The following is a 14187-nucleotide window of genomic DNA, read 5'->3' on the forward strand; positions in this document are numbered from 1 at the left end:
GTCGCACGATCCGGCTCTTGATGAAATACTTAGCGTGCCCGTTCGAACACGAAGGGATAGTTCGATGGTAGCCATGATGATCGAATCTCCGGCAATCCAGCCCGAGGAGAGCAGCGAGCACATGCCACAGACCGGAAGAGATTTGTTCGATGTCCTACCCCCCCTCCCCGGCTTCCGGGCCGAGGTCATCGAAGGGAACCTGCTAGTGAGCCCGGCCGGCAGCCCAGAGCACACCTTTGCCGCAGTGCACCTGTACAACGCCTTGTCGCCACTGTGTCGCGAGCGAGGCTGGCTCAGCGCGCCCGGTGGCCTCACCACATGTGTCGAAGGCACCCGAGACGCTTATGTGCCCGACTATCTGGTGGTGCCTGCCGACTGTCCGCGATGGGGCAATGAATACCTGTCATCCAAGGTGATCATGGCAGCCGAGATCGTCTCCCCCGGCAGCGTTCGTATCGACCGCCAGGAAAAGCCACGTCTCTACGCGTTCGGCGGAGTGCCGATCTATCTCCTGATCGATCCCATCGCGAAGACGCCGACGGCCACCGTCTACAGCAATATCACTGACGGCGTCTATCTCAGGATGGCCCCGGTGTCCTTGGGGAAGCCGCTCAAGCTGCCCTCCCCCATCGACTACGAGCTCGACACCTCGCTGTTCATGGGGTGAGCTTCTCCATCGCCTTCGCGATCCGCTTCTCCGACACGGGGGTCGGGGTGCCGAGCGTCTGGGCGAAGAAGCTCACCCGCAACTCCTCGATCATCCACCGGATCTCCACCACGTCCGGATCCGTACGCCGCGCCGGATGCAGTTTGCCCAGCACATCCTGATAGTCGTCCTCGACCTTGTGCACGCGGTCCATCCACTCCCGGTCCCGCCACGGCTCCTCGGGGAGCTTCGACAGGCGGCGGTCGATGGCCCGCAGATAGCGCAGGATGTCCGGCAGCCGGCGGCTGCCCGTGGCGGTGACGAAGCCCGCGAACACGAGCCTGCCGAGCTGGCCGCGTACGTCGTCGGTGGCCGCGCTCGGCCGCAGCGCGTCGAGGCGGGCGCCCGCCTCGTGCCAGACGCTGAGAATCTGCTCCACCCTGGCCAGCACGTCACGTGCCGTGTCGTAGAGGTGGGCGCGCACGTGCTGGTAGAGGCGGTCGAAGCCGACCGGGTCCCAGGCGGGGCCGCCCACGTCGAGCATCAGCTTGTCGACCGCCGCGTTGACCACGTCGTCGAACAGCGCCACCGCGCCGCCGTGCGGGCTGCGTGACAGCGCCAGCTTGGCCTGATTGGACAGGCCGCCGAGCAGGGACTTGGCGGGGTTGGTGACGTTGAGCATGAGCAGGCGGCGCACGCCGGGCCAGTGGGAGCGGCGCTGCTCGGCCTGCGTCTCGAAGATCTTGATGGAGACGGAGTCGCCCGCGTCCACCAGCGCCGGATAGCCCTTCATCCGGCCCTGTTCGAACACCTTGGGCAGGGTGCCGAAGCTCCACGTGTGCAGGCCGGTCTGCTCCAGGTCGTCGCCGGCCTGGGAGAGCGTCTGGCGCAGGCGCGGCGCGAGGCGGCGCTTGAGCGCGTCGAGGTCTTTGTCCTCGGCCACCGTGCGCTTGCGCTCGTCGATCACCCGGTAGGTGATCCGCAGGTGGTCGGGCACCTGGTCGAGCTGCCACGCCTCGCGCGGCACGCGGACGCCGGTGAGGCGCAGCAGCTCGCGCTCCACGGCCGCCAGCAGTGGCTCCCCGCCCTGCGCGACCCCCGCGAGCACCTGCTTGGCGTAGTTGGGGGCGGGGACGAAGTTGCGGCGCAGGTGTTTGGGCAGCGACCGGATGAGCGCGGTGATGAGCTCTTCGCGCAGCCCGGGGATCTGCCAGTCGAAGCCGTCGGAGTTGACCTGGTTGAGCACCTGGAGCGGCACGTGGACGGTGACGCCGTCGGCGTCGGCCCCGGGCTCGAACTGGTAGGTCAGCTTCATCCGCTGGCCGAGCTGTTTCCAGGTGTCGGGGTAGTCGCGGGCGCTGACGTCGGCGCCCTCGTTGACCAGCATCTCGGGCGAGAACGCGAGCAGGTCGGGCTGCTCCTTGCCGGCCTTCTTCCACCAGGAGTCGAAGTGGCGGGCGGAGACCACGTCGGCCGGCACCCGCTGGTCGTAGAAGTCGTAGAGCGCCTCGTCGTCGACCATGATGTCGCGGCGGCGGGCCCGGTTTTCCAGCTCCTCGACCTCGCCGAGCAGCCGGCGGTTGTCCTTGAGGAACTTGTGGTGGGTGTCCCAGTCGCCTTCGACCAGGGCGTGCCTGATGAACAGCTCACGCGACAGGTCAGGGTCGATGCGGCCGTAGTTGACCTTGCGCCCGACCACGAGCGGCACGCCGTAGAGGGTGACCTTCTCCAGGGCGATCACGGCGCCCTGGTTCTTCTCCCAGTGGGGCTCGGAGTAGCTGCGTTTGACCAGGTGTTGCGCCAGCGGCTCGACCCAGTCCGGCTCGATCTTGGCGTTGACCCTGGCCCAGAGGCGCGAGGTCTCGACCAGCTCGGCCGACATGAGCCACTGCGGCTGTTTCTTGGCCAGCGTGGAGCCGGGGAAGACGGCGAAGCGGGCGTTGCGGGCGCCGAGGTACTCCTGGATCGGCCTGCGGCCGTCCTGGCCGCGCTGCTTGTCGATGACGTCCTTGACGCCGATGTGCGACAGCAGCCCGACGAGCAGGGACACGTGCACCTGGTACGGCGGCGCCGGCTGGCTGTTGGGCTGGGCCCCGAGCGACTGGCGTACCTGGCTGTAGATGTCCTGCCACTCGCGTACACGCAGGTAGTTGAGGAACTCGGACTTGCACAGCCGCCGGAACGCGCTGGACGACAGCTCCTTCTGCTTGTCGCGCAGGTAGTTCCACAGGTTGAGGTAGGCCATGAAGTCGGACTCGGGGTCGGCGAAGCGGCGGTGCTTCTCGTCGGCTTGCTGCTGCTTGTCGGCGGGCCGCTCGCGTGGGTCCTGGATGGACAGCGCGGCGGCGATCACCATGACCTCGCGCAGGCAGCCGTTCTTCTCGGCTTCGAGCACCATGCGGCCCAGGCGCGGGTCGACCGGCAGCTGGGCCAGCTTGCGGCCGACGCCGGTGAGGTTGCCGTGGGCGTTGAACGCGCCCAGCTCGTGCAGCAGGTTGACGCCGTCCTTCACCTGGCGGCGGTCCGGCGGCTCGACGAACGGGAACGCCTCGATGTCGCCGAGCCCGATCGAGGTCATCTGGAGGATGACGGAGGCCAGGTTGGTGCGCAGGATCTCGGGGTCGGTGAACTCCGGCCGGGTGAGGAAGTCCTCCTCCTCGTAGAGCCGGATGCAGATGCCGTCGGAGGTGCGCCCCGAGCGGCCCTTGCGCTGGTTGGCGCTGGCCTGCGAGATCGGCTCGATGGGCAGGCGCTGGACCTTGGTGCGGTGGCTGTAGCGGGAGATGCGCGCGAAACCGGGATCGACCACGTATTTGATGCCGGGGACGGTGAGCGAGGTCTCGGCCACGTTGGTGGCCAGCACGACGCGGCGGCCGGTGTGACGCTGGAAGACGCGGTGCTGCTCGGCGGCGCTGAGCCGGGCGTAGAGCGGCAGCACCTCGGTGTTGCGCAGCTGGGCCTTGCCCAGCGCGTCGGCGGCGTCGCGGATCTCCCGCTCGCCCGACAGGAACACCAGGATGTCGCCTGGACCCTCACTGATCAGCTCGCGGCAGGCGTCGACGATGCCCTGCGTCTGGTCGTCGTCGTCGGCCAGCGGCCGGTAACGCACCTCGACCGGGTAGGTGCGGCCGGACACCTCGATGATCGGCGCGTCGTCGAAGTGGCGGGAGAACCGCTCGGGGTCGATGGTCGCGCTGGTGATGATGACCTTGAGGTCGGGGCGCTTGGGCAGCAGCTGCTTGACGTAGCCGAGGATGAAGTCGATGTTGAGGCTGCGCTCGTGGGCCTCGTCGATGATCAGCGTGTCGTACTGGTCGAGCATGCGGTCGTTCTGCAGCTCGGCCAGCAGGATGCCGTCGGTCATGAGCTTGACCAGGGTGCGCTCGCTCGCCTGGTCGGTGAAGCGCACCTTGTAGCCGACCACCTCGCCGAGGCCGGTGCCGAGCTCTTCCGCGATGCGCTCGGCGACCGTGCGGGCGGCGATGCGGCGGGGCTGGGTGTGGCCGATCAGCCCGCGCACGCCCCGGCCCAGCTCCAGGCAGATCTTGGGGATCTGGGTGGTCTTGCCGGAGCCCGTCTCGCCGGCGATGATCACGACCTGGTGGTCGCGGATGGCCGCGAGGATGTCGTCCTTGCGCTGCGAAACGGGCAGGTTTTCTGGATAGGTCACGGTCGGCACGGCCGCGCGTCGCCGTGCCAGCCGTTGTTCGGCCCGCTCCACGTCGGCGAGGATCTCCGCGACGATCTTGTCCCGGGTGTCCCGGGAGCGGACCCGGCGCATGCCGTCGAGCCTGCGCCGCAGGCGCCGCTGGTCGCGGGGCATGAGGTCGGGCAGGCGGGATTGGAGCTCGGCTATCGGAGAGGACAACGAAGGTGTTCCCATACTGCTTTCAGGATATTTGAGCTCCGCATCCTCGGAGCCAACCGCCCATGGTGCCCGACGGGAGCGGCCGCTCGCATCTCAATATCGCCGAGTCTAGCGATCGTGAATGGTGATCACGTAGCCGTCGGGGTCGGCGAAGCTGAACGTACGCCCGAAGGGGCTGTCGGCGGGCGGCGCCACGATCGGCACGCCGGCCGCCTGGAGGTCGTCGTGCAGGCGCTGCGCGTCCCCGGCCGCGGCCGTCCCGAGCCAGAGCACCACGCCCGTGCCGGGGCGCTCGGGCAGCTCCACGCCCGGGAGCGGTTCGCGGACGGCGAAGGGGATGGGCTCGGCGGCGAAGACGACGGCGTTCGGCGGGCCGCCAGGGGCCCGCTTCAGGCTCAGGCGCTTCTCGTAGAACTCGGCGGATTGGGCGAGGTCGCGGACTTGCAGGGCGACGAAGTCGATTCCGGCGACGGACATGGCGCTCCCTTTTCGATGTCAGGACTTTGACATGCAGGAGCATATGTCAGAATGTTGACATGACGCAAGAAGACCTGGGCCGCAGCATCGGCTACCAGCTCAAGCGGGCGCAGGCGGCCCTGCGGGCGGCCATGGACGGCGCGCTGCGCCCGCACGGGCTCACCACGCCGCAGTACTCGTGCCTGGAGCAGCTCAGGCTGTGGCCGGGGCTGTCGAACGCGGAGCTGGCGCGCGGGACGTTCGTGACCCGGCAGTCCATGAACGTGCTGCTGCGGAGCCTGGAGGAGGCGGGGCTGGTGGAGCGGCCCGCGACGGCTCCTTCCGGACGCGCGCTGCCCACGCGCCTGACGGAGGCGGGAGCGCGGGCCCTGGAGGCGGCCAAGGCCGACGTGTCGGCGATCGAACGCCGCATGACGGCGGCCATGGACCCGGCCCAGGCCCAGAGCTTCGTGACCCAGCTCGCCGCGATGGCCGACACCCTGTCGACACCCCCTTGAGCCCGGTCGCTCAGGCGCGGCTGACCGTTTTCTGGCGGGTGGGCGTCTTGGCGGCCGCGGCGTGGGCGGCGCCGATGATGCCGGCCTCGTTCTGCAGGCCCGCGGGCACCACCGGCGTGTCGAGGTGCACGAGCGGCAGGAACTTGTCGGCCTTCTTGCTGACCCCGCCCCCGATCACGATCAGCGAGGGCGAGAAGAGCATCTCGACGTGCCGCAGGTATTCCTGCACCCGCCCGGCCCACTTCTCCCAGCTCAGCTCGTGCTCCTCACGCGCCCGCGCGGAGGCCCGGTGCTCGGCGTCCTTGCCGTGCACCTCAAGGTGCCCCAGCTCGGTGTTGGGCACCAGCACGCCGTCCACGAACAGCGCGCTGCCGATGCCCGTGCCGAACGTCAGCACCAGGACGACCCCGCGCCGGTCGCGCCCCTCCCCGAACCGCATTTCGGCCAGGCCCGCGGCGTCGGCGTCGTTGAGCACCGTGGCCCCGCCGAACAGCCGGGCGGCGTCCACGCCGATCCACGAGCGGTCCACGTTCGCCGCGGACTTGATCACGCCGTCCGCCACGACTCCGGGGAAGGTCACCCCAACGCGCCCCTTCCAGCCGAAATGCTCGACGATCGAGGCCACGACATGGGCCACGGCGTCGGGTGACGACGGCTCGGGGGTCGGGATGCGCAGCCGGTCTTCCAGCAGCTCACCGGCTTTCGTGTCGACCGGGGCCCCCTTGATGCCGGAGCCGCCGATGTCGATGCCCAGGACGTTCATGGTTGTGCATCTCCCCCGCCTGGCGCGGAACACTCCCGTCCGGCCAATTCCGGCCCCGGCTGAACCCGCCTCCCGCCCGCCGCGTATCCCCCGTCACAAGCGCTAACTAGGAGGCTCGGATGCGGCCACGCATCATCACACTCTGCGCTGTTGCGGTCGTCTTGGGAGCGACTCTCACCACTCCCGCACACGCCACCACCAGGACGCGATTCGACGTCATCAACCTTGTGTCGGACGTCAAGGGCAAAGCCCCTGTCACCGACCCCAAGGTCGTCAACCCTTGGGGCCTGGCCATGGGCAAGACACTCTGGGTGTCGAACACCGGCACCGGAAGCGCCACCGTCTACTCCGGCACGGGCCGGAAGGAGAAGACGGAGGTGGCCATTCCGGGCGGAGCCCCGACGGGCCAGGTGTTCAACCCGGGCGAAGGCTTCACCGTCAAGGGCAAGCCCGCCTCGTTCATCTTCTCCAGCCCGAGCGGCGCCATCTCCGGATGGAACGCGGAGGTCGACCCGGCCAACGCGATCATCGCGGCCTTCACCCGGGGCGCCGACTACAAGGGGCTGGAGCTCGTCCAGACTGAGGACGACGAGGCGTTCCTGCTGGCGGCGGACTTCGCCAGCGGACGCATCCACGCCTTCGACGAGGACTTCAGGCGCATCCGCCTGGCCAGCTGGCAGTTCAGGGACCGGGAACTGCCCGAGGGCTACAACGCGTACAACGTCGCGGTGGCCAACGGCAGCGTCTGGGTGTCCTACGCCCTGCGTGACCCGGCCACCGGCAAGCCGGCTTTCGGCAAGGGCAAGGGCTTCGTCAGCCGCTTCAACGCCACCGGCCGCCTGACCGGGCGCATCTCCAGGGTCGGGCTGAACGCCCCCTGGGGCATCACCGCCGCGCCCAAGGGCTGGCGTCAGTACGCCGGCGCGCTGCTCGTCGGCAACTTCGGCGACGGGACCGTGCACGCGTACAAGCGCAACCAGCACCTCGGCGCGCTCACGAACTCCGACGGCAGGCCGATCGTGCTGCCCGGCCTGTGGGACCTCGAACCCGGCACCGCGGCCACCGGCGGCGAGAGCTCGCTGTGGTTCTCCGCCGGCATCGACGGCACCAAGCACGGCCTGATCGGCGTGATCGCGCCGCAGGGCACGAAGGTCAGTTCCAACGGGGCGGCGGGCACGCCGTCGAGCCGCCCGTCGAGCCGCCCGACGCACCCGTCGGGGCACCGGACGAGCGCTCCCGACACCCCGTCGTCCTCCCAGAATCCGTACGGTGGGTACTGACAGGGCGCTCGGACGCCGCCGCCCTCGGCCAGGCGGGAAGCGCAGCTCGCCGGAACACGGCGGGGGGCGGCGGTCACTCGGGGTTTCCGGCGCGGTCGGCGCGAGCCGCGCCGGAAACGACCCCGGCCAAGGCCCGTTACAGTCGGGGCCGTGAGTGAGCGAATCTTCAGCGAGTGGCTCAGGCGGCAGTGCGAGGCCGAGTGGACGGCGGTGGTGACCCACCCGTTCGCGATGGCGATCAACGAGGGAACGGTGCCCGACGAGGCGCTGCGGCGCTATCTGGAGCAGGACTTCCAGTTCGTCGACTCCTTCACGGCACTGCTCGGGGCAGCGGTGGCCGCCGCCGACACGTTCGAGGCCCGGGTGCCGTACGGGAAGTTCCTCGGGCAGGTGGCGACCACCGAGGAGAAGACCTATTTCCACCGGGCGCTGGCCGAGCTGGGCGGGAGCACCGACGCTCCAGCGGAACCGGTGACGGCGGCGTTCGGACAGTTGATGGACGAGGTGCGCGCCTCCCAGGACTACCTGCTCATCGTCACGGTGTTGTGCGTGGCCGAGTGGTGTTACCTGGGCTGGGCCTCGCGGGCCCGTGAGCCGCTGCCCGAGCGTTTCGTGCACCGGGAGTGGATCGAGCTGCACGAGGGCGCGGAGTTCCGCGCCTGGGTGGCCTTCCTGCGCGGCGAGCTCGACCGTCTGGGCGCCGACCTCGCGGAGGAACGGCGCCAGGAGGTGCTCGGCGTGTTCCGCCGGGCCGTGGAGCTGGAGCGCGCCTTCTTCGACATGGCCGCCGACCAGACAGGCTGACCGGCCGGAACGTGACCGCTGCCGGGCCCGTGAGGGCCGCAGGGGCGGGCCGGGGCGGTCAGCCGAGGACCGCCGCCAGGTCGTGGAATGACCGATAGTGGACGCCGGTCATTCCGAGCGCCCTGGCGGCTTCCACGTTCGGCAGCCGGTCGTCGACGAACAGGCAGCGTTCGGGCGCGACCCCCGCCCGCTCGGCGGCGATCTCGTAGATGCGCGGGTCGGGCTTGGCCATGCCGACCCTGGCGCTGCTGACCACGTCGTCGGCGAAGTACGTGAGCCCCAGCCGGTCGAGGTGCTCCTCCAGGGTGTCCATGGCGTTGGTCACGATGATCACCGGCACGTGCTGCTGCGCCCTGGCCAGCAGCTCCCTGACCTGCTCGTCCACCCAGAACTCGACCTGGATGAACTCCGCCACCGCCGCGCGGGCCCGCTCGTCCCCGCCGAGCGCCACGGCGATCGACTCGGCCCACTGCTCCTCGGTGGCCTGGCCGAGCGTGGGCGGCATGATCAGCTCGGGGTCGAAGGCCGTCTTCATCAGCGGCAGGCCGTAACGGGCCTCGATGTCGGCCTGGGCCGCGTGGTCGAAGTGGCGGAGCACACCGTCGAGGTCCGAGAGGACCGCGTCAAAGGGGAACACAGCTCACCATTCTGCCCCGTAAGGGGAGTGATAGGACCTGTCACAGGTGCTGAAGGGACCGTCGGCACTACCATCTCCGAGACAGGGTTCGGTATCGGAACGGTAGGGCATGAGCGATCTCCGGCTGCCACGCGAGCTGTGCCAGCTGTTCGCCGACGGAGGCAAGGGGCGGCGGCTGCCCGTGGAGCTGCCTCCCGGTGACGTCGTCTGGCCTGACCCCGGCTACACCGGGCACGGGGAGGCGTCGCGGCCGGCGTTCTGGATGAGCGACGAGCCGGTCAGCGGCGCCGCGTGGACGCTGATGCGTGAGTGGCATCCGCACAGCGGCCTGTGGCCGCTGCTGCTGGACGAGTCGACGCAACCGTGGGGGATCGGGCAGATCATCCCGGACGATCCCCGTCAGATCGAGCACTTCACCGCCGAGGGGTTCATGACCGAGGTGTGGCAGGAGTGGGTGGCCCGGATGCCGCAGGACGCGCTGGAGGAGCTGGAGCCGTACGGCGCGATCTGCCCGGGACCGGCGGCCCCCGGTGTGCTGAAGGCGGACCCCGAGGCGGTCGCGGACTGGCTGGCGGGCGAGCTGGCGGTCAAGGGGATGCCGCTCGGCCTGGTCGCCGCGGACAGGAGCGCGGACGCGCTGACGATCATGGGCTGGCAGGGGGCGCTGCACCACAACGAGTGGATGGTGCCGATGGCGGCCGTGGTGCGCAGCTGGGAGGACAGGTTCGGGGCGCGGGTGGTGAGCGTCGGCTTCAACACGCTCGACCTGAGCGTGGCGGCGCCACCGGTCGATGCCGAGCACGCGTTACAGGTGGCGGCCGAGCACTGGGCGTTCTGCCCGGACAACGTCGTGCAGGGGCCCGGCGACCTGCAAGGCTATGCCGAGCAGATCATCGGCGCGCACGCCTGGTCCTTCTGGTGGGACTGACCCTCCAACGACTGGCCCTCCGACGACTGGCCCTCCGACGACTGGGCTTCCCACCGGCTGGGCTCAGGGGATCCGCGCCACGGCGCCGTAGCCGCCGGACGCGCCCGGTTGTTCCGCACCCTCGACGTCCTGGCCGTCGGGCCGCCAATCCGGAATCCACACCAACCCCGGATCGACCAGCACGAGACCTCGAAGCAACGCCTCCACCTCCTCCCTGGTACGAATCGCGTGACCGGGAAGCGTCATCGCCAGCAGGTCGTGCACGGCGGGCAGCAGTTCCGGCGGAATGGCGTCGAACGTGGTCTGCAGCAATGACAGGAAGCTGCCTTCCTGAACCGCCTGTCTTATCCGCTTGATCACGTAATGGAAATACTCGTCGTCGTTCAGGCTGTGGGTCGACAGCAGCAGCACGGCCACGGGCCGGTCCCAGTCGAGGAACGTCTGCAGGACCCGGTCGTCAAGCAGTTCGTCGATCTCGCGGATGTCGCCTTCGACGACGCGTACGAGATCGGTGACGGGCTCGATCGTCGCCCGGGCGCCGGCCAGCACCATGGGGTCGTTCTCCACATAGACCACGCGGGGCGCCGAGACGCGCGCGGCGTCACGGGCCACGTCGTGCAACTGCCCGCCCGGCGGCAGGCCGCTCGGGACGCCACTCCCGACGATGACGAACTGGTCCACGCCTGCGCCCGCCAGATGGCGGACCACACGACGCAGATAGCCGAGCACGGCACGCGCGGCCGTCGTCGTGACGGGTGCGGCCAGGTCGTAGCGGCGCACGGCGTCTCGATCCGCCTCGAAGTGGTTCTTCCCACCTGCGGCGGCGTCGAGAATCCGGGTGATCCTCGCTTGGGTCATGTCCAGCTTCGCCAAGTTTCGGATGGCACGCTGACGCATTGAGTGTTGCCCCTTTCCCCTCGCCCACTATCTCGGGAAAAGTTGTCCTTTCGGACCCCACTCGATGACCCAGACCATATGATCCTCGCTACACCGGGAAAGACAACCGGAAAAGCCATTGGTTTTGGGTATATGTGCGTCACCATTCCGACGCATAAATGATCTCCCAAGCGGGAAGCAGATCATTTCCCCAGCGAACGCGAAAGCCTTTCGCGATGGTGGTTGAGCATCTCGAACGTCTCGTCGCGGGTGGTCGTCGTCACCGACAGCTTGGTGAAGGCCTGGTGGTAGGCCTCGACCGCGGCCGAGTCGGTGTGCAGCGTGTCGGACTCGATGCCGTGGGCGCAGGCGACGTCGGGCTCGAACGCCTCGGCGAAGCGCCAGAGGGTGAACGGGCCGGTGCGCGGCACGTAGGCGGGATCCTCCATCGGCACCACGTGCAGCGAGACGTTGGGCCGCTTGGCGTGCTCGATCAGCACCTCAAGCTGGCGGAGCTGCACGTGCAGCCCGACGATCGAGCGCGTCAGCACGCTCTCGTCGATCACGGCCCACACCACTACGCCGCTCTCGCGGGCGACGGCCTCCTGACGGGCCAGTACGAGAGCGAGCGCCTCGTCGACCGTCTGCTGCCCGAGCGTCGCCGGCCCGGCCACGGTGATGGCGGCCCTGGCGTACTCCTCGGTCTGCAGCAGCGGCGGGACGAACTGGTTGTGGTAGGTGCGAATCACGGTGGCCCGCTGTTCGAGCGCGTAGCCGGTGGCCAGCCAGACGGGCACCGACTGGGCGTCGTACCAGGCGGCCTCGCGCTCGCCCCTGGCCAGGGAGAGCACGTATTCGCGGATCGGCGGGACGGAGACGCCGTAGACGGTCAGCAGGCGCTCGACGGTGATCGGCGCGGGCGCGATGCGGCCCTCCTCGATGGCGGGGATCGCCGCCGCGCCCTTGCCGACCGCGGTCTCGACCTGCTCGACGGAGAGCCCGGCGGTCAGGCGCAGCCCGTGCAGCCGCTTGCCCAGCGCCCGCCGCTGCGGCCCGCTCAGCGGCGCGACCGCCTCGGGGATGTCGGACGTGGGCTCGGGCTCCTCGGGCAGCCCCTCGGCCTTGCGGGCCAGCTCGACCACGCCGCGCAGCACGGCGAGTGAGCCCTCCGACAGACCGGAGGCGGACAGGCCGATGGTGGCGGCCCGCAGTTGCAGGTCCTCGACCGAGCCCGACTCGAGGAAGTCGTCGCCGACCAGCCAGCCGACGCTCACCTGAAGGCAGGTGGCCAGGGCCCGCAGCACCTGGAGCGTCGGGTTGGTCTGCTTGCCCGTGCGCAGCTGGCTGACGTAGGCGCGGGTGATCGGGATGCCCGCCTCCGTCAGGGCGGAGGCCACCTGCGCGCCGGTGAAGCCGCGCTTGGTCAGCGCGAGATCGAGCCGCTCGGCGAAGTTCGCCACGGCACACCTCCTACCGCCCGTGAACGTTCTCAGCGTAAGGGACGCGAGCCCCAGTGTCCCCTGCCATGCGGGCAAGCTCTGCCACGCGAGCAGGTATCAACTTATGCGCAAACTGTCAGTTGACATACTCGCACACATAAGCAGACTATCGGAGCACGTGGTAACTGAGGCTTAACAGCCAAAGGGTTCTGAAGAGATCCCCGGCAAGGAGGTGGCCAGACGTGACCATGGATACCCCGGACGCTTCCCGGTTGACGGAAGATCCGGTCTCCACCGGGCAGGAGCTCGTCGTCCAGCGCATCTGCGCGCGGGTCGCCGGGCCACTGGCCGGCGACGGCGTACGCGTCGCGAGCCTGCCGCTGGGCGGGGTCCAGGTCTGGCTGGACGACCCACGTCACCGCTGGCGCTTCTACCACCGGATGGCCCGCGAGCTGCGGCTGTCCGGCTGGCACACGGAGACCGGCCCTGACCGGCTGCTGTTGCTCGGGTGGAGTGCGGTCTGCCTGAGCCACCGGGTCAGGATGCTGGGCGCCGCCCTCAAGGGCCGGCTGGCCGACTTCGACAAGACGGCGTTCACGGCCGTCATGGTCGCCACCCGGCTCCGTCACGACGGGTTCCCAGCCGAGGACCTGCCGGCCGAGGTGGAGGCGCGCTGCGCGGATTCGCTGCGCTGGCCCGCCCGCCTGGCCGATCTCGACGGCCTGGAACGACGGTCGTCGCTCGAGCCCCTGCGACTCCGGCTGGCCCAGGTGGCCGGCCTGGAGGTCAAGGTGAGCCGTCGCTGCGGCGAGCATCTCACGCTCGCCGGCAAGGTCGCACGTACGGTGTCCGGTGGTGCGGGGCCGGCCCGTCCTCGTGCGGCGGGACCGCGGGCGGGACTGACTGAACGCATGGTCTGCGTCAGCGTGCCGAACGTGGCGGGAAGCGCGGTGACGGCGCGATGACGTTGACGCCTCTGTGCGAGCACCCGGTCGCCCCGGTCCCGACGGCCGTGACACGGCCCCGGCGACCGGCTCCGGCGACCGTGGCGCGCCGGAGGCGTCCGGCCGGCTCCCCCGGCCGGCCGAGCGTGCTCGCGCTCGGCCCGGCCCTGAACTGCCCGGACGCGCCGGCGGTCATCACGGCCGCGTCTCGGCAGGCGCCGCGGGGAGAACGGCCGGTTCAGCAGCACACACCGGTGCAGGACCCGCTGTCTCAGGACAGATCGGTCCAGGACGCATCGGTTCCGAACACACCGGTGCAGGTCGTACCGGTGCAGGATGCACCTGTTCAGGACGGACCGGTGCAGGACATGGGCGGCGCGATCTCGTTCGCCGCCTCGCTCGCCGCCATCGCGGGAATGGCGGCGGCGCCCTCAGCGCCGGCCCCGGCGCTATCCCACCCCCCCGGCACCGTGAAGCACGTGCCCGACCTGGTCGGCACGGTGCTGATGGCCAGCGCGGTAGCGGCTGGCGTGCTGGCCATCTCAAGGGATAGCACCTGGGGTCGGCTTTTCTCCCGCCCGCTGGGCCGTGCGGGCGCGTCCGCCGGGCCGCCGCCGGGATCCCCGGAGATCCCGCGGCGGCGCCGCGCAGGCAGCCCCCGGCCGCGGCAGGCCGTGCCGCCGGCCGCAGTTCCGCTCGCCGCCACGGCGCAGGTGCGGGTCGCCGTGGCGTCGGGACGTGAGCAGCGGCCGGCCGCCTCCCAACACTCCTTCCCGTCGACCATCGACCACCAGGAGCCATCATGATCACCGACGAAGTGCCCAGGTCACGACCACACGAAGTGCACGCGCGGGGCGTACGGCCCGGCGCGCCACCCCCGGCCTGGGGCGAAGACCAGGTCGCCGAACCGCCGCCCGCCGCGCCTGCGCGCACCGTGCACCGGCTGCGCCGCATCCGGCAGGTGTCCGTCGAGGCCATCACCGAGATCGACCAGGCGCTGCGGCACCGCGCGTCCTGACCTTGCCCGT

14 protein-coding genes are annotated in these 14187 nt (G+C 69.9%); 8 read left to right on the forward strand and 6 right to left on the reverse strand.

The window, feature by feature from the left end:
* Positions 1–73 precede the first annotated feature (73 nt).
* The gene (locus AB0C28_RS12390) at positions 74–667 is read left to right on the forward strand and encodes a Uma2 family endonuclease (protein WP_358074067.1); all 594 of its coding nucleotides are present in this window, start codon (positions 74–76) and stop codon (positions 665–667) included.
* Here the strand turns inward: AB0C28_RS12390 and hrpA are convergent.
* On the reverse strand, positions 657–4529 hold the full coding sequence (gene hrpA, locus AB0C28_RS12395; RefSeq protein ID WP_358074070.1) for an ATP-dependent RNA helicase HrpA: 3873 nt from the start codon (positions 4527–4529) through the stop codon (positions 657–659). The two genes, AB0C28_RS12390 and hrpA, sit on opposite strands and share 11 nt — an antisense overlap.
* Before the next feature lie 93 nt (positions 4530–4622).
* A complete protein-coding gene (locus AB0C28_RS12400; RefSeq protein ID WP_357843824.1) occupies positions 4623–4991 on the reverse strand; it encodes a VOC family protein in 369 nt (122 codons plus the stop codon).
* A 59-nt stretch (positions 4992–5050) separates the two neighbouring features.
* Here AB0C28_RS12400 and AB0C28_RS12405 point away from each other — a divergent pair, with 59 nt between their 5' ends.
* Positions 5051–5488: a MarR family transcriptional regulator gene (locus AB0C28_RS12405; protein WP_357843821.1), complete on the forward strand. Its 438-nt coding sequence runs from the start codon at positions 5051–5053 to the stop codon at positions 5486–5488.
* Between the two features lie 10 nt (positions 5489–5498).
* On the opposite strand, the gene ppgK is transcribed toward AB0C28_RS12405, so the two are convergent.
* Positions 5499–6251, reverse strand: a complete 753-nt coding sequence (gene ppgK / locus AB0C28_RS12410) for a polyphosphate--glucose phosphotransferase (RefSeq protein WP_357843818.1) — start codon at positions 6249–6251, stop codon at positions 5499–5501.
* A 119-nt stretch (positions 6252–6370) separates the two neighbouring features.
* Here ppgK and AB0C28_RS12415 point away from each other — a divergent pair, with 119 nt between their 5' ends.
* Positions 6371–7531 (forward strand): TIGR03118 family protein, encoded by a 1161-nt coding sequence (locus AB0C28_RS12415; RefSeq protein ID WP_357843815.1) that lies wholly within the window; start codon positions 6371–6373, stop codon positions 7529–7531.
* A 150-nt stretch (positions 7532–7681) separates the two neighbouring features.
* Positions 7682–8335 (forward strand): TenA family protein, encoded by a 654-nt coding sequence (locus tag AB0C28_RS12420; protein WP_357843812.1) that lies wholly within the window; start codon positions 7682–7684, stop codon positions 8333–8335.
* Positions 8336–8393: 58 nt separating this feature from the next.
* On the opposite strand, the gene AB0C28_RS12425 is transcribed toward AB0C28_RS12420, so the two are convergent.
* Positions 8394–8972: an HAD-IA family hydrolase gene (locus AB0C28_RS12425; RefSeq protein WP_357843809.1), complete on the reverse strand. Its 579-nt coding sequence runs from the start codon at positions 8970–8972 to the stop codon at positions 8394–8396.
* Positions 8973–9081: 109 nt separating this feature from the next.
* On the opposite strand from AB0C28_RS12425, the gene AB0C28_RS12430 reads away from it, so the two are divergent.
* A complete protein-coding gene (locus tag AB0C28_RS12430; RefSeq protein WP_357843806.1) occupies positions 9082–9900 on the forward strand; it encodes a DUF4253 domain-containing protein in 819 nt (272 codons plus the stop codon).
* Positions 9901–9963: 63 nt separating this feature from the next.
* On the opposite strand, the gene AB0C28_RS12435 is transcribed toward AB0C28_RS12430, so the two are convergent.
* On the reverse strand, positions 9964–10773 hold the full coding sequence (locus tag AB0C28_RS12435; protein WP_358074073.1) for an SAM-dependent methyltransferase: 810 nt from the start codon (positions 10771–10773) through the stop codon (positions 9964–9966).
* Between the two features lie 206 nt (positions 10774–10979).
* Complete coding sequence (locus AB0C28_RS12440) at positions 10980–12236, reverse strand: Scr1 family TA system antitoxin-like transcriptional regulator (protein ID WP_357843800.1); 1257 nt, start codon at positions 12234–12236, stop codon at positions 10980–10982.
* A gap of 221 nt (positions 12237–12457) precedes the next feature.
* Here AB0C28_RS12440 and AB0C28_RS12445 point away from each other — a divergent pair, with 221 nt between their 5' ends.
* The 3 genes from AB0C28_RS12445 to AB0C28_RS12455 all read left to right on the forward strand — a co-directional run bounded on the left by AB0C28_RS12445 (position 12458) and on the right by AB0C28_RS12455 (position 14177).
* Entirely contained in the window at positions 12458–13180 is a 723-nt protein-coding gene (locus tag AB0C28_RS12445) for a hypothetical protein (RefSeq protein WP_346114870.1), read from the forward strand.
* A 125-nt stretch (positions 13181–13305) separates the two neighbouring features.
* The gene (locus AB0C28_RS12450; protein WP_358074076.1) at positions 13306–13965 is read left to right on the forward strand and encodes a hypothetical protein; all 660 of its coding nucleotides are present in this window, start codon (positions 13306–13308) and stop codon (positions 13963–13965) included.
* Positions 13962–14177 (forward strand): hypothetical protein, encoded by a 216-nt coding sequence (locus AB0C28_RS12455; RefSeq protein ID WP_357843794.1) that lies wholly within the window; start codon positions 13962–13964, stop codon positions 14175–14177. The genes AB0C28_RS12450 and AB0C28_RS12455 overlap by 4 nt, the downstream gene beginning before the upstream one ends.
* Positions 14178–14187 lie beyond the last annotated feature (10 nt).

The sequence above is a fragment of the Nonomuraea sp. NPDC048892 genome (genome assembly GCF_040649735.1).
Taxonomy (GTDB): Bacteria; Actinomycetota; Actinomycetes; order Streptosporangiales; family Streptosporangiaceae; genus Nonomuraea; species Nonomuraea maheshkhaliensis.